Below are 16,388 nucleotides of genomic sequence, written 5' to 3' on the forward strand. Positions count from 1 at the left end.
GTGGGGCGGGGGTGTGCCCTCAGCGCCGCGCGAGCCGACCGAGCGCCGCCGATGCGGGCGAGCGGGTACGGCGGGGACGGGCGACAAGTTCACCGCCACAGTTGGGGCAGACGAGATTCATCTCTCCCGCACAGGTCGGGCAGAAGGTGCATTCGAAGGAGCAAATTGCCGCTTCGCCGTCTGCCGGGAGGGGAGCACGGCACCGCTCGCAGGCGGGCTTCATCTTGAGCATGTGGGGAGCATACGAAGAAACCCCCGCACGCGGCAGGGGCCTTCGCTGGTCGCTGGCGGCTGGAAGCTGGCCGCTTACCGCAGCCTCTCCCGAATCCACCCGCTCAACTCGCTGATCTTCACCCGCTCCTGCTGCAACGTGTCCCGGTCGCGGACGGTCACGGTGTCCGTCAGGCTCGCGTCCTCCCCCTTGCCCACGGTGTCGAAGTCCACCGTCACGCAAAAGGGCGTGCCCACCTCGTCGTGGCGGCGGTACGCCTTGCCGATGTTGCCGGAATCCTCGTACAGCACGCGGCCCAGGCCGAGGCCCTGAAGCTCGGCCTTGATCGCTTTGGCGACGCTGGTAATTTCCTCCCGGTTACGGGCGAGGGGAATCACGGCGACCTTGATCGGTGCGAGGTGGGGCCTCAGCTTGAGGACGATGCGCTCGTTGCCGTTCTCCAGCGTCTCCTTCGTGAAGGCTTCGGACAACACGGCGAGCATCGCGCGGTCCACGCCTGCCGACGGCTCGATGACGAAGGGCACGACGGGCTTGTTCGTCTCCGGGTGGGGAATGGTCAGCTTGGCGACGGAATCGAGATTTTCCTCGACCTTCGCCACCAGCCCCAGCTCACCCTGCGCCTTGGTGTGGCTGCCCAGGTCGTAGTCGCTCCGGTTGGCGATGCCCTCGATCTCCTCATGCCCCAGCGTCGGGTAGTCGTACATCAGGTCGTAGGTGCGCTTGGAGTAGTGGGCGAGGTCCTCTTTCGGCACGTCCAGAATCTCGATCTTGCTGCGAGGCACACCCTGGGCCTCCCACCATGCGAGGCGTTTTTCGAGCCAGTGCTGATGCCACTCCTCGTCCGTTCCCGGCGTGCAGAAGAACTCGATCTCCATCTGCTCCAGCTCGCGCACGCGGAAGATGAAGTTGCGCGGCGTGATCTCGTTGCGAAACGCCTTGCCGATCTGCGCGATGCCGAAGGGGAGGCGGCGGCTGGTGGAGTCCACCACGTTCTTGAAGTTGGTGAAGATGCCCTGCGCCGTCTCGGGCCGCAAGTAGCCGTAACTGTCCTCGTCGGCGACCGGGCCGATGGTCGTCCTGAACATCATGTTGAAGGGCTTCGGCTCGGTCCAGTCGCCCACCTCGCCCGAGAAGGGGTCGCGCACGCCCGCTGCAATCAGCGCCTCAGATGCCCGCGCCGGATTCTTGACGAGCGCCGCCACCACCGCCGGGAAGTTCCCCGCATCCTCGCCGATGCCCTCGGCCACTTTCGCCACCACGTCCGCCTTCTGGTCCTTCACCAGATGGTCGAGGCGATACCGCTTCTTCGTCTTGCGGTTGTCCACCATCGGGTCGGAGAAGGTAGCCTCGTGGCCGGAGTGCCGCAGCACGAGGCGGTGCATGATGATGGAGGCGTCCAGACCTTCCATGTCGTCGCGCTCGTAGACGTTCGTGCGCCACCACGCGGCCTTGATGTTGTTCTTCAGCTCCACGCCGAGGGGGCCGTAGTCGTAGAAGCCTTGCAGGCCACCGTAAATCTCGGACCCCTGAAAGATGAATCCCCGGCGCTTGCAGAGGCTGACGAGTTCTTCCATCGACTGTGCGGGCATAACCTCTCCTTTCCCGCATCCGCCGAGGCGCTTCCCTGAGCAGGGCAAAAGAAAAACGCCCCGGCGAATGCTCGCCTGGGGACGCAGATTTCATGTTCTACGCGGTTCCACCCCAGTTCCAGCCCGGCGCTCTGCCGATGCTGGCACTTTTGTCAGTTTGAACAGGCTCCCCGCCGCCCTTCCCGTCGCCGCTGGCCGCCTGACTCTCACCGTCTCAGGCTCGCTCATGACCCGAGGCATGTCGGGCCGTTGACTGCTTTGCGGCGGTACTCCTGCGGATCAACGCCTGAGCAGAGTGTGGCGCAGGTCGGTGATGGGGTCAAGGGTCAGTCGGGCGGAATGAACGTGATGTGCGGCTTCATCTCGCCGTCGTCGCTCACAACCATCAGGCACAACTTGCGCTTGCCGGGGTGGAGGTCAAGCTGAAGGGCGGGCTTGTCTTCCCGGTCCAGCAGCGTCCAGAGGGCGGGCGTCTCCATGTGGCCGTGGAGGCTGGCGGTGAAGTCGGGCGGCAACAGGGGCAGGTCGCGGAGGCGGGTGCCGTTGTCGGCATGGAGACCCAGCGGAAACCACACCACGTGGTCCTCGGCGTCATCCCGGAGATCGGCGGCCCGGTTCCTGCCGCCTGCGAGGCGTTCGGGGCTGGGGCGCGTGGCGTGGGAGAGGAGTATCCGGCTCTCCGGCGCTCCAACTTCCAGCCACAGCCGCCCGTGTTCCCTCAGCCAGCGCAGGTCCTCGGCCAGAGCGCCCGCGTCCCCCTTCCCGCTCCAGCCGTAGGATGCGGCGGCCTCCCGCCCCCCGACCTTCCACCACAGGTTCATCAGCGCCCGGTCGTCGTCCAGCACGCCAGCGGTGGCCATGACCTCATGGTTGCCGAGCAGGACCTCGGCGCGGCCCGACTCCACGAGGGAACGCACCGTCTCCAGCACCTCGCGCGAGTCGTCGGGAGTTCCTGCGGTTGCTCGTGCCCGCCTCGCTTCCCGCCGCCTCGTCGAGTCGTCGATCAGGTCGCCCAGGAAGACGAGGCGCGACCGCCGATGGGGACCGTTCGCCACCTCCATTGCCGCGCGCAGCCGGGCCGCGTGGCCATGTATGTCGGGGATGACAAGCCAGGAGCCGTCCCAGCTATCGGCCTTCCAGGTGAGCAGGGTTTTCATGGCCGGGGCGTCGGCGGCAGCCCACCCCGGCTCAGCCATGCGCGGAAGACGACCGTTTCCGTCAAGAAGGCGCGCAGCCAGGCGAGTTGGGTTTCGGGGGTCGAGCCGCGCAGGTTCAGGCGGCGGCTGAGCCTCACCGCCGGGTCGCCGAGTGAGTTCGTTCCGAGGCTGGCCGTGCTCTGCCGGGTCCGGTTCCACGCCTCCACCTGCGCCTGGGTGGGCAGCGGCAGATCGCTGTCGTCGAGGTCGCACAGGGAGCAGGGCAGGGTCTGTACGACCGTGACCTCACGGCAGGGGCCGGGAGCACAGCCCGCGAAGTGGAGGTCCACCTGTCGCCCGTCGGGCAAGCGCAGCCGCGCCAGCGGCTTGTCGGGGTCGGGCACCGAGATGATGCGGTAGCCCGCGTCCAACGTCGCCAGGACGGCCTCGAAGGTGGGAGGTGTGGTCGCCACGGTGATACCAGCGAGGAGGAGGGCACCCACGGTGAGGGCACGCCTCACGCCCCGACCCTCAGTTGAGGTTGCGGGGGCCGTCCCCCGACCCCTTGTTCTTCTCCTCGGCGCGGCGGCGCAGCTCGGAGGCAAGGTCGCTGAAGTCCTGGGCGCTCGGCAGCACGCGGCGGGTCTGCTCCTTGGCCTCCTGTACCACCTTCACCTGCTCGCGCTTCTCGAAGGGGAGGCCCTGCCGCTTGCGCTCGAAGTAGGTCTGCGCCACCCGCCCCAGCGCGAAGGTCCAGCCGTACACGGCGGGCGCGGTGATGATGCCGCCGATGACGGGCAGGGCGAGCTTGGCGAGGCCGCGCATGACCTGACGGGCGATGACGCCGTAGCCCACGGTGACGCCGAGTTCCTGCGCGATCTCGCGGGCGCGGGCGGGCGTGACCTCGAAGCCGTAGATTTTGCCGATGTGCAGGACCATCTTCGCCTGCAAGGGCGTGATCAGCAGGATGTCCGCGAAGGGGACGGGTTCCACCGCGATGGCACCCGACAGGAGGGCCGCACTCTTGATGACCTCCTCAACGTTCTCGTCCTGCGTCAGGTCCGGGTCCACGTCGAAGTTGAAGTTGTCGAGCACCTGCTTGACCAGCGGCAGCATGGGGGGAGTGTACCCCCGCACCCGCCCGGCATCCAAATTGGTCCGGCCAGACGAAAAAGCACGAGGGCACGCCGGGGAGGAGTGGCGTGCCCTCGGAGGGGGAGGGAGAGCGCGATTGCTCGGCGCTCAAGTACAGGGTACGGATGCCCTATGACAGCTTTCTGACAGGCTGTTCGTCAGGAGGAGTCACCGGGGACCAGTCGCCAGTCAGGAAGAGAGGGGCGTGAGCCGGGGCGTCTACCTCCCCCTCAACGCCGCCAGCGTGGTCCCTCCTTCGTGTCTTCCACGGTGACGCCGACGGCGCTCAGGGTGTCGCGCAACTCGTCGGCCTGAGCGTACTGCTTGTTCAGGCGGTAGTTCTGCCGCGCCTTGAGCACGAGGTCCATCAGGGCGTCCACCACTCCCGCGTCGTCCTGACGCTCGGCGGCCCCCTCCGCGAAGAGGCCGAGCACGTCCCCGCCGAGGGTGCGGTAGGCATCGCGGGCGGCCTCCAGCGCCTCCCGCCCGACCGGGCCAGCGTTGAGCGCCGCATTCACGTCAGTTGTCAGGCCGAAGAGGGCGGCGATGACGCGCGGCGTGTTGAAGTCGTCGCGCAGGGCGTCCTCAAACTCGCGGGTATGGGCCTGGGTCCTGGCGAGCAGGGCGGGATCGGCGCGGTCCGGCGCACCCGGCAACCGGCGCTCGACCTCGTGCAGCGCCTCGGCGAGACGGCGGTAGCCGCTGCGGGCGCTCTCGAAGGCGGCGTCGCTGAACTCCGTCACCGAGCGGTAGTGGCTGGACACCAGCAGGAAGCGCACCACCATCGGGTCGTGGGCGGCGAGCACGTCCTGAACGGTCGTGAAGTTGCCCTTGCTCTTGCTCATCTTCTCGCCGCCGATGGTGAGCATGTTGTTGTGCATCCAGTAGCGGGCAAAGGCGTGTCCCGCCGCCTCCGACTGCGCGATCTCGGCCTCGTGGTGCGGGAACTGGAGGTCCAGCCCGCCGCCGTGGATGTCGAAGCCCTCGCCGAGGTACTTGAGGCTCATCGCGCTGCACTCTATGTGCCAGCCGGGAAAGCCCACCCCCCACGGCGACTCCCAGCGCATGATGTGGCCGCTTTCCGCGCGCTTCCACAGGGCGAAGTCACGCGGGTCGCGCTTCTCCTCGCGCACCTCCTCGCGGGTCCCCTCCTCCTGATCGTCCAGTTTCCGGCCCGACAGCTTGCCGTACTCCGGCCAGCTCCGCACGTCGAAGTAGACGCTGCCGTTCGCCTCGTAGGCGTGCCCGCGCTCGATCAATTCCTCGATCAGCGCGATCTGCTCGGGGATGTGGCCGGTCGCGCGGGGGTTGATGCTCGGTTTGAGGACGTTCAACGCGTCCATGTCGCGCACGAAGGACCAGAAGTACTTGTCGGCGACCTCCATCGGCTCCAGCCTCTCCAACCGGGCGCGGGCGAGCAGCTTGTCCTCGCCGTCGTCGGAGTCGTTCTGGAGGTGGCCCACGTCGGTCACGTTGGTGACGTAGCGCACCGCATACCCGAAGTGCATCAGCGCGCGGCGGATCACGTCGAAGGCAACCTCCTTCTTCGCGTGCCCAAGGTGCGCGTCGGAGTAGACGGTCGGCCCGCACAGGTACATGCCCACCCGGCCCGGCGTGGTCGGCGTGAAGCGGACCTTCTGGCGCTGCATGGTGTCGTACAGGAAGATATCGGGGTCGGGCTGGCGGGCGCTCGGTTGCGTCATGGGTGGCTCCTGGGAGACAAAGAAAACCGCCGCGCCACATGAAGGGAGGGCGCGGCGGCAGGATCGCTGCTGACCGCTAGGGGAGGCAACAGGCGAGACTCATGGGGTCACTCTAGCAGAGCCGGTCAGTGCTGACGGCTGAGAGCTGACGGCTGACGGCTCCCGCCTGCCCGCCCGATATGATGGCGAGCGTGATCGCCCCACCCCGACCGCCCAACGCCTTCCAGTACGTGTGGCGCAGCCCGTGGGTGCGCGCGGTCGTGTTCGGGCTGGCCTTTTACGTCGCCTACCGCCTGCTGGGGCGCGTCACGACCGTGGTGGTGGACTTCGCGCTGGGCTTCCTCATCGCGTACCTCGCCAATCCGCTGCTCAACTGGCTGGAGCGGGGGCGGGTGGCGCGCGGGCTGGGCGTCTTCTTCGTCCTCCTGATCTTCCTGGGCATCTTCGCGCTGGCGGGCGTGCTGCTCGTCACCGTGTCGGCGCAGTTCATCCAGCTCCTCGACGACCTGCCCGAGCAGATCGGTCGCCTGAGCCTGCTGCTCGACCGCTCGTTCGCCTGGCTGGGTGAGCGCGGCGTGACCGGGCTGGACGGGGTGCGGGGTCGGCTCACCGAGGCCGTTCAGACCTACGTGCAGAACCTCGGCCAGAACATTATCCCGATCCTGCAAAACCTGCTCAACTCCACCGGGTCCATCTTCAACCGCCTGATCTCCATCGGCGGCGTGCTGGGACAGGTCCTCCTCATCCTGCTGCTGAGCGTGTACCTGATGCTGGACTACAGCCGCGTAAACACGGCGCTGCTGCGCGCCTTCCCGCGCCCCTGGCAACCGCGCGTGCTGGAGCTGAGCGGGCTGATCGGCACGGCGGTCGGCGGCTACGTGCGCGGCCAACTCCTGATCGCCCTCTTCATCGGCGTCTTCGTGTGGCTGGGCCTCACCCTGATCGGGATTCCCAGCGCCGCCGCCATCGGCTTTCTCGCCGGGGCCTTCAACATCGTGCCGTATCTGGGGCCGATCATCGGCGCGACGCCCGCGCTGCTGCTCGCCCTGCCGTCGGGCTGGGTGACGATGCTCCTCGTCGTCGTGATCTTCGTGGCCGCCAACCAGATCGAGAGCAACTTCCTCAGCCCCTACATCCTGAGCAGGACCACCGACCTCCACCCCATCACGGTCCTCGTCGCCATCCTCGTCGGCGTGGCTCTGCTCGGCTTCACGGGGGCGCTGCTGGCCGTGCCGACCGTGGCGTTGGGGAAGCTGTTGTTGGAGAAGTACTACTATCCGAGCCGGGTGTACACGGAAGGGCCGTAGGGACGCGGAAGGTCGAAGGCAGAAGGCTTGCTGAGGCCATCCGCCTTCTGCCTTTAACCCTCTGCCTCCAGCAACTCCACCTGCCGTCCGTCGGGGTCCTGCACGAACGCCATGTCGCGCCCGCCGGGGCTGGGCTGGAGGTCGCGGGTCACGGGGACGCCCTCGGCACGGAGGTTGGGAAGGAGGTCGCGCAGGCCGGAAACGTGCAGGGCGATGTGTTCGGCCCAATGCGAGTGCGGATTCGGCGTCTCCGTCCCGATCTGGAAGAACTGGATGCGCCCGCCGCCCAGCCGCACCACGCCGCGCCGGAAGCCCTCGGGCGTCGTCACGTCCTTCTCCACCACGCCGCCCAACCGCGCGTAGAAGGCGAGGGTGGCCGTGAGGTCGCGCGTGAGGAAGGAGACGTGCTTGAGCATGGGAGGGAGCGTAGAGCATTCGCCCGAGGCTGGCGGCTGGGCGCTCCGACGCGTACCCTCTCCCGATGCCCCCACCCCCCTGGACTCTGCGCGGACGCGGGCTGCTGACGCTGTACGCCCCGGCCCCTGGTACGCCGCTCGGTGCCCTGATGCTGCTGCGGTATGCTGAGTCACCCGTCGGTCCCTACGACGAACTCCTGTGGTTGGAGGCTCCCGTCGCCAGCCCCGCCGGGCCGCGTCCACAGGTCCGGTCCATCGTCGTCAGCACGTCCGAGAGCGTGGCGTGGGGCCGCCGCAACTGGGGCATTCCCAAGCGACTCGCCCAGTTCGAGTGGGAGAGGGGACAGGTGCGCGTCACCGACTCGGATGGACGGGCCGTCGCGCACCTTGCCTTCCGCGTCGGCGGGCCGCGTCTGCCTGTGACCACCGCGCTCCTCCCCGCCGCGATGCGAACGCTCGCGCAGCCTGCGTTGGACGGGGCGGAAGGTTGGCTGTTCACGACGCTGGACGCTGCCGGACACGTCTCGCCCGCCCGTCTCACCGTTTTGCACACGGACGGTCTACATCTGCCCCTCGTCCACGCCCGCCCACGCCCGACGCTGGGTGTGTCGAACCTCCGATTGGTCTTCCCCGTTCCCGAGAAGGCATAAAAAAAGCCGCCCTCTCAGGCGGTGATGGAAAGAAGATAGCGCGGTATGCACCGAGTGTCAAATCATGCAGCCGGGTTTTCCGCTCGTCACCCCGACTTGCCCTCCTGCTCCCCCTCGAACCGCTCCATCTCGCGGCGGACGGCGGGGGGCCAGTCCACATGCTGCTCGCCTTCCTTCGAGCCGCGCACCTTGCTGCGCTCGGCCTCTCGGCGCTCCTCGGGACTCAGGGCTTCCCAGACGGCCCTCGGCAGGTAGCGGCTCACGCTGCCCTCGTGGCGCGCGTGGTCGTCGCCGTCCACCGTCTGCCAGTCCTGCCCGGTCCACTCCTCCAGCGAGCGGGCGGCCTCGTCCTTCTCGCCGAGGTAGCCGCCGCCGTGCGCCTCGTACTCGCGGACGAGCAATTGGCTCTTGCGCGCCGACCACTGGCCGGGCTGACCGCCCCTGTCGGACGCCATGATCTCGTCCTTGAGGCGTTCGCGGAGTTCGGGGTCGGTGTACTTCTCCTCGGGCTTCTTGTTCATGGGGCCTCCTGACCCGAGGGTGGACGAACCCCGGCGGCTGTTCCGCAAGCTAGGGCGTGATCTCAAGGCTTGATGATGGCCGTGGGAGTGCCGAACTTCCGGCTGGTGTTACCCATGTTCAAGCGGGAATAAAAGCCGCCCGATTATGAACGGGGCCAAGAGAAGGACCGCATAGGGTGCGAGGTACGTCAGAGAGCGGGTAGGCTAGCGCATGGCAGGAGAGACAGCGTTTGGAGCGTGGCAGAAGGAAATCTTTGCGCGGCACGGCGCGGGGGAGTTCCGTGAGGCGTTGAATGTCCTGTCCTCGCCTCCGCCTGACCTGACCCCAGCGCAGTGGGCACGAGCGGATTTCTGGGCTGCCTGTCTGCGCGCGACGTTAGGGGAGCCAGAGGCGGCAGTGGAGGCGCTGGAACGTGTGCGTGACCGGGGCGATTGGTTCGCGCCCGTGCTATTGGAGCGGGACGCTGATCTCTCGCCCATCCGGGACCACCCGCGTTTTGTGGCGTTGCTTGCGGCTTGGCGGGAACGGCAGCGTGTGGAGGCTGGGCGACACCAACCCTCCCTGACCTTGCTGGAGCCGGAGGGCACTCCATCTGGAACGCTGATCGCCCTACACGGCAACGCGGGCACCTCGGAAGCTCTGCGCTCCCATTACGCCGACCTGGCTGGAGAGGGCTGGCGGGTCGCTCTCGCGGGCAGCGGGCAGTACGGCGGCCCGGAAGCGTTCGTCTGGGACGACGCGGCGCAGGCCGACGCCGAGGCCGGGGAGTGGACGCGTGGGTTGGGTGGACGCCCCATCTGGGCCGGATTCAGCGCGGGGGCAGGGGTGGCGTTGCGAAACGTCATAACAGGCGCGGTGCCCGCTTCAGGCGTGCTGGCCGTGGCTCCGAGCCTCGCGGCGGACCTCCGGTGGTGGCCTGAATCTCCGGCACAGGTGCCCGTCGCCCTGGTGTTGGGAGAAGCGGACCCACACACCGCCCGCGCTCTGGTGCTGGCCGAGCGGTTGCGTGCGGTAAACGCCCCCGTCAGAGAATGGATGCATGCGGGCGGCCACACCCACCCTAAAGACTGGGAGACCGTGCGCGCTGGGGCGCTGGCGTGGCTGGCCGCTCCTCCTGCCTGACCGCTCGTTCGGGGTGCATTGTCCCCGTGGGGCGGTGGGATACTCCGCGCATGGAATACCGGAAGTTGCTGGGAACCGACCTTACCGTGAGCGCGGTGGGCTTCGGCGTCTGGACGGTGGGGACGACGTGGTGGGGCGTCAAGGACGAGGACATGGCCGTGCGGCTGCTGCGCCGCGCCTACGACCTCGGCGTGACCTTTTTCGACAACGCCGACACCTACGCCTCGGGCCGGGCGGAGGAGATTCAGCGCCGGGCGCTCGGCGACGTGCGCGACCGGATCGTGATCGGCACGAAGTTCGGTTACGACATCTACAACCACCCCGACCGTCCGGGGCAGCAGGAGCGCCCGCACGACTGGACGCCCGCGTACCTCCGCCGGGCGCTGGAAGGCTCCCTCAAGCGGCTGGGCACCGACCGCATCGACTACTACCAGCTTCACAACTGCCGCCTCGACGCCATCCGCAATGACGACCTGTGGGCGGAATTGGACCAGCTCAAGTCGGAGGGCCTGATCCGCGCCTACGGCACCGCCCTCGGCCCGGCGCTGAACGAGCGGCAGATCGAGGAGGGCATCGCCAGCGTCCGCGAGCGCCGCGCGCCCACCCAGATCATCTACAACCTGCTCGAACAGGTCCTCGGTGAGCAGATTCTTCCCGTGGCCGAGCAGGAGGGCGTGGGCGTGATGGCCCGCGTGCCGCACGCCTCCGGGCTGCTGGAGGGGTACATGACGCTGGACACCGAGTTCGAGCCGGGCGACCACCGCAACTGGCGGATGACGACGAACGCCCGCCGCAAGGCGTGGATGGAGGACGGGCTGAAGAAGGTCGAGCAACTGAACGAGCGTTTCTTGGACGGTCGGACCATCGGCCAGCTCGCCCTCCAGTTCGCCCTGCGCTCCCCGGCGATGGCGAGTATTCTGCCCAACATCTACGACGAGAAGGGGCTGGAGGAGTATGCCGCGACCTTTGCCGCCGCGCCCCTGACGGACGCCGAGTACGACGAGATTCAGGCGCTCTACCGCGACAATTTCGGCCTCATGACCGACCTGCGCGGGCAGGAGGTGGCGCGGTGACGGAGAAGCCATCAGCCGTCAGCGGTCAGCCGTCAGCGGAGACGCCGCCCGCCTCCGGTGGGAGCCGTCCCGCCCGCCCGAAGATGATGGTGGACCTCGACCCCAGCGGGCAGGTGACGGGGCGGGAGGCCGATCGCGCCCAGCGGCAATTCCTGAACTATGCCTTCTTCAAACTGGACCCCGCCTTCCGCCGCCTGCCCCAGGCCGAGCGCGAGGAGCTGAAGGCCGAGTTCCTCGCCGCCGCACAGGGCTGGGTCACGGATGCCCCCGCCGAGAAGGGCCTGATCCAGCGCAGCTACAGCCTCGTCGGGGTGCGGAGTGACGTGGACTTCATGCTATGGCGCATCGCCTTCGATGTGCGGGAGTTTCAGGACGCGCAGGCCCGCCTGAACCGCACGCGGCTGATGGGCTACCTGACGCAGCCGTTCAACTTCGTCTCCATGAACAAGCGCAGCCAGTACGTCAACCGCATCGAGGGCAGCGGGCACGGGCTGGAGATTCTGCCGGGGCAGGGGCAATTTCTGTTCATCTACCCCTTCATCAAGACGCGGGCGTGGTACGACCTCACGCCGCACTCGCGCCAGGGCATGATGGACGAGCACATCCACGCCTCCGGCCCCTTCAAGGGCGTGCGGATCAATACCTCGTATTCCTACGGCATCGACGATCAGGAGTTCGTGGTGTCCTTTGACTCCGACTACCCGCAGGAGTTCGTGGACCTCGTTCACCGCCTGCGCTACACCGAGGCGAGCATGTACACGCTGAGGGATACGCCGATGTTCACGTGCGTGAAGAAGGAACTGAGCGCAGTGATGGAGGATTTGGGGTAGGTGCGGAAGGCGGAAAGGCGAGGGCAGGGGGCGGGAGGGGTGGCCTTCTGCCTTCGCCTTTATCTCCTCCAGCCGAGCGCGCCGAACAAGGCAGCCAACACCAGACAGAGCGGTGTGTAGAGGCGGGCGTCGTTGCGGGCGAATGCGGTCCCGCGTCGCTGGCGTGTGAGGCCCACCCAGCGACCGTCTCCCACGGCCCGCAGCAGGAACACCAACGCGATCAGGCGCAGGGGCCAGCGCATCCGGGGGGAGTTGGCGTTTAGAGCCGCCGCACTCATGGTCGCCAGTCCCGCCGCCACACCCAGCGTCATCACGGGTGGGGGCGTGAAGAGCGGCTGGCCCTCGTCGTTCTGGAGAAGGGAGGCTGCCATCCCGGCCCGACCTCCGGCGGCCCAATACACATGCACGCCTGCCAGCGTCGCGGTGAGAAGGGCGGCGGCGGCACGAACCGGGGGTGGGGGCATGGGATTATCAAACGCCGCAGGACTCAGGCGGAATGTCCTCCGGCACCCGCCTCACCCTCCCAGCCTGCGCCCCACCCCATACCCGATGACGGGAAGGCCCAGAAAGAGCGCGATCAGGAGCGGAAGCGGCGCGAAGGCAGTCAACGAGAGGCCGAACAGCATCCCCAGGGCGTAGAGCACCACGCTGGCACTCACCCCCAGACACAGGCCCCAAAAGGCCGAGAGCCGGGGCCGCAGCACGCCGTCACGCGCGGCGTGGGCACGCAGCACGAGCAGGACGACGAGCAGCGGGACGAGGACGGGAGTCAGCGTAGTGAGCACCGACCCGCCCAGGACCAGGAGAACATCGGGCCAGGTGGCCGACCCACGCCCATACCACCTCCACAGGACGATCAGCGGTAGGAGCGCCGAGGTCAGCGCCACCACCACCGGGGGCAGCAGCGGCCACAGCCAGGGACGGAGCGGCGGCCTCCTCATTCCTCCAACCGCGCCAGCCCGTGCCGCAGCGCGTACAGCGCCGCCTGTGTCCGGCTCTCCAACCCCAGCTTGCTCAGGAGGCGGCTCACGTGCGTCTTCACGGTCGCCTCGCTCACGCCCTGATCGGCGGCGATGTCGCGGTTGGAGTGGCCCCGCGCGATGAGTTGCAAGACGATGGTTTCCTTCGGGGTCAGCGTCTCGCGCATGTCGGGGGATCGGAAGTCGCGCACGAGGCGGCGGGCGGCCTCTGGGTGCAGGCGGACCTCGCCCCGTGCGGCGGCGTGGATGGCGTCGGCGAGCGTGTCCGAGGAAGCGTCCTTGAGCATGTAGCCCACGGCCCCGGCCTCGATGGCCCCGTTGACCTTGTGTTCCTCCAGCGTGCTGGTGAGGGCGATCACTTCAGTGTCGGGATGCTGGCGGCGCAGGAGGCGGGTGGCCTGAATGCCGTCCATCACGGGCATCATCAGGTCCATGACGACGACCTGGGGACGCAGGACTTCTGCCTGCGCGAGCGCCTCCTCCCCGTTGGCCGCCTCGCCGACGACCTCGATGGAGGGGTCCAGCCCCAGGAAGAGCCTCAGCCCGTGCCGGACGACGGCGTGATCGTCCACGAGCAGGACGCGCACGGTGGGGGAGGGGAGGGCAGCGGAGACAGTGGGGGCGGGGTCGGTCATGGCAGGAGGTCTCCTTCGGGGAGGTCGGGGTCGCGCAGGGTGAGGCGGCTCGATTGCGCGTCGAGGAAGAGGTCGAGGTCGGGGGTCTCCAGCGCCTCCGGGTCGCTCGCGGCGGTGGCCCCCTGCCGCACCCACCCGGACGGCAACTCGGCGGCGTGGCGGTCGGTGAAGCGCACGCGGATGGAGAGGCCGCGCGGGAGGCGCAGGCTCACCCGGCCCGCCTCCGAGCGCACGTCGAGGGACCCCGCCGCCCCGTCGGGAACGCTGAGGCTCACGTCGCCCGACCCGGTGGTGACGCTCAGGCGCTCCCCGCGCGGCAACTCGCCCGTCACGTCGCCGCTGCGGGTGCCCACATATACGGCCTCGGCGCGGGCGGTGCCCAACTCCAGGCTCACGTCGCCGCTCTCGGTGTTCACGCGCAGGGCGGGCGAGCGCCACTCGGGCCGGGCGCGCAGGGTCACGTCGCCCCCCAGCGTCACGAAGGTCAGCGCCCCGCTCTGGCGTCCCGGCAGCGTCGCCGTCACGTCCCCGAAGCGCGAGCGCACGTTCAGCGCCCGCAGCCGCAGTGCGTGGAGGTCGAGCCGCGTGTCGCCGCTGTACGTGTCCGTGGAGAGGGTGACGGGCACGCCCCGCGTCAGTCCCACGTCCAGCCGATGTTGCAGACCGGCGGTATTGCGGACCACGCCCCCGCCCAGCGGCTTGACGTTGAGCTGCACCCCGGCTTGAAGGGTGCCCGCCCGCCGCTGGGTGCCCAGGCTCACCGGATTGCGCTCCCGCCGGGTGGCCGTGCCCACGAGGGCCGCCCGCTCCGGCCACGCCAGCCCGGAGACGAGGAGGGCCGTGCGGTCGCCCTCCAGCCGAACGTCGAGCGCCTCGGCCCCGGCGAGGGGAACGCGCAGGGGCGTTTGAACGGTATTCAGGCCGGGAACGGGCGTGATCCGCGTGCCGTTCCACCCTAAGACCCCGCCGCCTGCTACAACGAATAACCCGAGGGCGATGCGCGCGAGGACGGGCGGCAGCGGGCGGTCGGGGGGGCGACGGGCGACGGTCACGCGCCCACCTCCGCCGGGGGAAGGGGAGACGGACGCGGCGCGGCGGGCAGAGTCAGGGTGACGGTGGTGCCCGTGCCCGCCGCGCTCGTCACGTCCAGCGTGCCCCCGACCTCCCGCGCCCGCTCGCGCATTCCGCGCTGGCCGAGGGTGCCGCCCGGCAGGGCCGCCGGGTCGAAGCCGCGCCCGTCGTCGCGGACCCGCACCGTGACGCCCTCCTCCCCGGTCTCCACCGTCAGCCACACCTGCGAGGCGCGGGCGTGCTTGACGACGTTGTGCATCGCCTCCTGCGCTACCCGGTAGGCGGCGGCCTGAGCGGGCGGGGTCAGCGGCGGCTCGGCCCCCAGCGTGGCGTGGACGGTCAGGCCGTGGCGGGCCTCCAGCGCGTGCGCGTGCTGCGACAGGGCCGCGACCAGCCCGCCCTCCTCCAGCGCGTCGGGGCGCAGGCTGAAGAGCAGGGCCTTCATCTCCGAGACGCCGCCCTCCGCGAGCCGGATGGTGTAGTCGAGGCTCGCGCGGGTCCGTACCTCGTCGCGGCCCAGGGTGGCGCGGGCGGTCTTGGCTCCCAGGGTGATGCCGTACAGCGCCTGCGCCACGCTGTCGTGGAGTTCGCGGGCGAGGCGGGCGCGTTCCTGCTCCCCGGCCCGCGCCCCCGCCCGCGCGATGAGTTCGGCGGCGTGCAGGGCCGTGCCCGCGTGGTCGGCGATGCTCAGGAGAAAGGCGAGTTCGTCCGGCCCCGGCCCCCGCCCCGGCGCGTACACGGCGCGCAGGGTGCCGCCGTCCGCCCCGCCCGCCACGACCGGGAGGGTCGCCACGGTCCCGTCTGCCGCATATCGCACGTCCGCGCCCCCCGCCGGGAGCGCCGGGGCCGGGCCGTGCAGCGCCGGGTGATCGGGGCCGCTCGCCGCTCGCACGCTGCCGTCCGGGGCACAGAGGGCCACCGCCCGCGCGGTACTCGCCGCCCGCGCCTGCCCCGCGAGGTCGGCGAGGGTCGCCCCCAGGTCGTCCCCGAGGGCCACCCGGCCCGCCGCCCGCCGCAGGGCCGCGACCTCGCGCCGGGCGTTGACCTCGCTCTCGCGGTTCGCCAGCAGCGCGAAGGCCAGCCACGCCCACACCCGCCCCAGCAGGTTCAGCACCCCCGCCGTGACGATCAGCCCGCCGAGGCCCGCCAGCACCAATCCCGCCGCGCCGGGACCGGAGAGGGCGACCGTCCCACCGTCCCACAGCACGGGGAGGATGGGTCGCCCCACCCACAGCGGGGCGGTCAGCGCGAGGAGCGACACGCCGAGCAGTCCGCCCAGTACCAGCCAGCACAGCGCGGCGAGCGGAAGCTGGACGGTGTGGAACATCAGCGCCCGGTAGGTCGCCCCGTCGGAGAGCGTGGCGCGCAGCCAGGGCAGCGCCCCCGCGTGGGCCGGGGGCGGCAGCACCCGCGTGAACTCCACCCCCAGCAGCCCGGCCAGCCACCGCTGCACGCCCGCCAGCCCCGGCACCAGCCACAGCGTCCCCAGCAGCACCCCCGCGCCCACGAGCAGCGGCAGCGTCAGCACCCCCGCCAGCGTCCCCGCCGCGAGGAGGAGGAAGACCAGCCCCCCGAAGGGCAGCGCCAGCCCCACGTAGAGCGCCACGCGGTAGGTCCGCGCGCTCAGGAGGTCGGCCAGCGGCCCCTCCCGGCGCTCGTGCCCGTGCGCGGCTGGCCCCGTCATCACCTCCATCATGCCCGCAGCGTAGGCGGGAAGAGGTGGGGGAGGCGTCCGCCGAAAGGGGGAAGGGAGGTGGGCGCGAGTAAGGGGAACGAAAGGTTCTGCTCTTTACGCTTCATCGGTGCAAGTTCAAAAAGCCCTGTTGCCCTTCCTGCTCCTGGGTGCGTTGAGTGCCCCGACCTGACCGCCTGACAGAAAGTATGAGAAAGCGTCCCCGGTAGGGGACACTTTCTGTTTGTGACAACTGAAAATGCCGCCGGGGACGCTCCTCGACTCTACCAGGCTGTCCTGGCTCAGCTCCAGACTG

At 69.3% G+C, this 16,388-nt stretch carries 18 protein-coding genes; 5 read left to right on the forward strand and 13 right to left on the reverse strand.

All coding sequences use genetic code 11. The features are described from left to right. Window positions 1-19: 19 nt before the first annotated feature. The 6 genes from V3W47_RS19705 to cysS all read right to left on the reverse strand — a co-directional run bounded on the left by V3W47_RS19705 (window position 20) and on the right by cysS (window position 5,794). Window positions 20-232, reverse strand: coding sequence for a DUF1272 domain-containing protein (locus V3W47_RS19705; protein ID WP_442877225.1), 213 nt, complete (start codon window positions 230-232; stop codon window positions 20-22). A gap of 74 nt (window positions 233-306) precedes the next feature. Beyond that, window positions 307-1,821 carry a glycine--tRNA ligase gene (locus V3W47_RS13235; protein ID WP_331825689.1) on the reverse strand — a complete coding sequence of 505 codons (1,515 nt, stop codon included), beginning with the start codon at window positions 1,819-1,821 and terminating at the stop codon, window positions 307-309. A gap of 326 nt (window positions 1,822-2,147) precedes the next feature. Then, window positions 2,148-3,017, reverse strand: coding sequence for a metallophosphoesterase (locus tag V3W47_RS13240; protein ID WP_331825690.1), 870 nt, complete (start codon window positions 3,015-3,017; stop codon window positions 2,148-2,150). Beyond that, on the reverse strand, window positions 2,975-3,478 hold the full coding sequence (locus tag V3W47_RS13245) for a hypothetical protein (RefSeq protein WP_331825691.1): 504 nt from the start codon (window positions 3,476-3,478) through the stop codon (window positions 2,975-2,977). The genes V3W47_RS13240 and V3W47_RS13245 overlap by 43 nt, the downstream gene beginning before the upstream one ends. A gap of 10 nt (window positions 3,479-3,488) precedes the next feature. Beyond that, window positions 3,489-4,073, reverse strand: a complete 585-nt coding sequence (locus V3W47_RS13250; RefSeq protein ID WP_331825692.1) for a YcjF family protein — start codon at window positions 4,071-4,073, stop codon at window positions 3,489-3,491. Window positions 4,074-4,321: 248 nt separating this feature from the next. Beyond that, entirely contained in the window at window positions 4,322-5,794 is a 1,473-nt protein-coding gene (gene cysS / locus V3W47_RS13255) for a cysteine--tRNA ligase (RefSeq protein ID WP_331825693.1), read from the reverse strand. Between the two features lie 191 nt (window positions 5,795-5,985). On the opposite strand from cysS, the gene V3W47_RS13260 reads away from it, so the two are divergent. Then, window positions 5,986-7,101, forward strand: a complete 1,116-nt coding sequence (locus tag V3W47_RS13260; protein ID WP_442877226.1) for an AI-2E family transporter — start codon at window positions 5,986-5,988, stop codon at window positions 7,099-7,101. 53 nt (window positions 7,102-7,154) lie between these two features. On the opposite strand, the gene V3W47_RS13265 is transcribed toward V3W47_RS13260, so the two are convergent. After that, window positions 7,155-7,517 carry a VOC family protein gene (locus V3W47_RS13265; RefSeq protein ID WP_331825694.1) on the reverse strand — a complete coding sequence of 121 codons (363 nt, stop codon included), beginning with the start codon at window positions 7,515-7,517 and terminating at the stop codon, window positions 7,155-7,157. A 65-nt stretch (window positions 7,518-7,582) separates the two neighbouring features. Between V3W47_RS13265 and V3W47_RS13270 the strand changes: the two genes are divergently transcribed. Then, a complete protein-coding gene (locus tag V3W47_RS13270) occupies window positions 7,583-8,167 on the forward strand; it encodes a hypothetical protein (protein WP_331825695.1) in 585 nt (194 codons plus the stop codon). An 86-nt stretch (window positions 8,168-8,253) separates the two neighbouring features. Here the strand turns inward: V3W47_RS13270 and V3W47_RS13275 are convergent, their stop codons facing one another. Continuing rightward, a complete protein-coding gene (locus V3W47_RS13275) occupies window positions 8,254-8,688 on the reverse strand; it encodes a DUF5872 domain-containing protein (RefSeq protein WP_331825696.1) in 435 nt (144 codons plus the stop codon). A 211-nt stretch (window positions 8,689-8,899) separates the two neighbouring features. Here V3W47_RS13275 and V3W47_RS13280 point away from each other — a divergent pair, with 211 nt between their 5' ends. The 3 genes from V3W47_RS13280 to V3W47_RS13290 all read left to right on the forward strand — a co-directional run bounded on the left by V3W47_RS13280 (window position 8,900) and on the right by V3W47_RS13290 (window position 11,714). Further along, window positions 8,900-9,811, forward strand: a complete 912-nt coding sequence (locus V3W47_RS13280) for a TPR end-of-group domain-containing protein (RefSeq protein ID WP_331825697.1) — start codon at window positions 8,900-8,902, stop codon at window positions 9,809-9,811. Window positions 9,812-9,861: 50 nt separating this feature from the next. After that, a complete protein-coding gene (locus V3W47_RS13285) occupies window positions 9,862-10,884 on the forward strand; it encodes an aldo/keto reductase (protein WP_331825698.1) in 1,023 nt (340 codons plus the stop codon). A gap of 83 nt (window positions 10,885-10,967) precedes the next feature. Beyond that, window positions 10,968-11,714: a chlorite dismutase family protein gene (locus tag V3W47_RS13290; RefSeq protein ID WP_331825709.1), complete on the forward strand. Its 747-nt coding sequence runs from the start codon at window positions 10,968-10,970 to the stop codon at window positions 11,712-11,714. Between the two features lie 59 nt (window positions 11,715-11,773). On the opposite strand, the gene V3W47_RS13295 is transcribed toward V3W47_RS13290, so the two are convergent. Genes V3W47_RS13295 through V3W47_RS13315 form a run of 5 tightly spaced genes read right to left on the reverse strand, consistent with a single transcriptional unit; the run spans window position 11,774 to window position 16,096 of the window. After that, window positions 11,774-12,178, reverse strand: a complete 405-nt coding sequence (locus V3W47_RS13295) for a DUF3995 domain-containing protein (RefSeq protein WP_331825699.1) — start codon at window positions 12,176-12,178, stop codon at window positions 11,774-11,776. Between the two features lie 51 nt (window positions 12,179-12,229). Next, window positions 12,230-12,655, reverse strand: a complete 426-nt coding sequence (locus V3W47_RS13300) for a hypothetical protein (protein ID WP_331825700.1) — start codon at window positions 12,653-12,655, stop codon at window positions 12,230-12,232. Then, window positions 12,652-13,329, reverse strand: coding sequence for a response regulator (locus V3W47_RS13305; protein ID WP_331825701.1), 678 nt, complete (start codon window positions 13,327-13,329; stop codon window positions 12,652-12,654). Before V3W47_RS13305 ends, V3W47_RS13300 begins: the two co-directional genes overlap by 4 nt. Continuing rightward, window positions 13,326-14,381, reverse strand: coding sequence for a toast rack family protein (locus tag V3W47_RS13310; RefSeq protein ID WP_331825702.1), 1,056 nt, complete (start codon window positions 14,379-14,381; stop codon window positions 13,326-13,328). Before V3W47_RS13310 ends, V3W47_RS13305 begins: the two co-directional genes overlap by 4 nt. Beyond that, window positions 14,378-16,096: a sensor histidine kinase gene (locus V3W47_RS13315; protein ID WP_331825703.1), complete on the reverse strand. Its 1,719-nt coding sequence runs from the start codon at window positions 16,094-16,096 to the stop codon at window positions 14,378-14,380. The genes V3W47_RS13310 and V3W47_RS13315 overlap by 4 nt, the downstream gene beginning before the upstream one ends. Window positions 16,097-16,388 lie beyond the last annotated feature (292 nt).

This window comes from Deinococcus sp. YIM 134068 (assembly GCF_036543075.1).
GTDB lineage: Bacteria > Deinococcota > Deinococci > Deinococcales > Deinococcaceae > Deinococcus > Deinococcus lichenicola.

What these genes read in the sequence shown, in the direction of transcription:
- V3W47_RS19705 (WP_442877225.1), bottom strand. Translation starts at nt 232, where the DNA reads ATGCTCAAGATGAAGCCCGCCTGCGAGCGGTGCCGTGCTCCCCTCCCG.
- V3W47_RS13270 (WP_331825695.1), top strand. Translation starts at nt 7,583, where the DNA reads ATGCCCCCACCCCCCTGGACTCTGCGCGGACGCGGGCTGCTGACGCTG.
- cysS (WP_331825693.1), bottom strand. Translation starts at nt 5,794, where the DNA reads ATGACGCAACCGAGCGCCCGCCAGCCCGACCCCGATATCTTCCTGTAC.
- V3W47_RS13235 (WP_331825689.1), bottom strand. Translation starts at nt 1,821, where the DNA reads ATGCCCGCACAGTCGATGGAAGAACTCGTCAGCCTCTGCAAGCGCCGG.
- V3W47_RS13275 (WP_331825696.1), bottom strand. Translation starts at nt 8,688, where the DNA reads ATGAACAAGAAGCCCGAGGAGAAGTACACCGACCCCGAACTCCGCGAA.
- V3W47_RS13290 (WP_331825709.1), top strand. Translation starts at nt 10,968, where the DNA reads ATGATGGTGGACCTCGACCCCAGCGGGCAGGTGACGGGGCGGGAGGCC.
- V3W47_RS13240 (WP_331825690.1), bottom strand. Translation starts at nt 3,017, where the DNA reads ATGGCTGAGCCGGGGTGGGCTGCCGCCGACGCCCCGGCCATGAAAACC.
- V3W47_RS13285 (WP_331825698.1), top strand. Translation starts at nt 9,862, where the DNA reads ATGGAATACCGGAAGTTGCTGGGAACCGACCTTACCGTGAGCGCGGTG.
- V3W47_RS13265 (WP_331825694.1), bottom strand. Translation starts at nt 7,517, where the DNA reads ATGCTCAAGCACGTCTCCTTCCTCACGCGCGACCTCACGGCCACCCTC.
- V3W47_RS13315 (WP_331825703.1), bottom strand. Translation starts at nt 16,096, where the DNA reads ATGATGGAGGTGATGACGGGGCCAGCCGCGCACGGGCACGAGCGCCGG.
- V3W47_RS13280 (WP_331825697.1), top strand. Translation starts at nt 8,900, where the DNA reads ATGGCAGGAGAGACAGCGTTTGGAGCGTGGCAGAAGGAAATCTTTGCG.
- V3W47_RS13295 (WP_331825699.1), bottom strand. Translation starts at nt 12,178, where the DNA reads ATGCCCCCACCCCCGGTTCGTGCCGCCGCCGCCCTTCTCACCGCGACG.
- V3W47_RS13300 (WP_331825700.1), bottom strand. Translation starts at nt 12,655, where the DNA reads ATGAGGAGGCCGCCGCTCCGTCCCTGGCTGTGGCCGCTGCTGCCCCCG.
- V3W47_RS13250 (WP_331825692.1), bottom strand. Translation starts at nt 4,073, where the DNA reads ATGCTGCCGCTGGTCAAGCAGGTGCTCGACAACTTCAACTTCGACGTG.
- V3W47_RS13305 (WP_331825701.1), bottom strand. Translation starts at nt 13,329, where the DNA reads ATGACCGACCCCGCCCCCACTGTCTCCGCTGCCCTCCCCTCCCCCACC.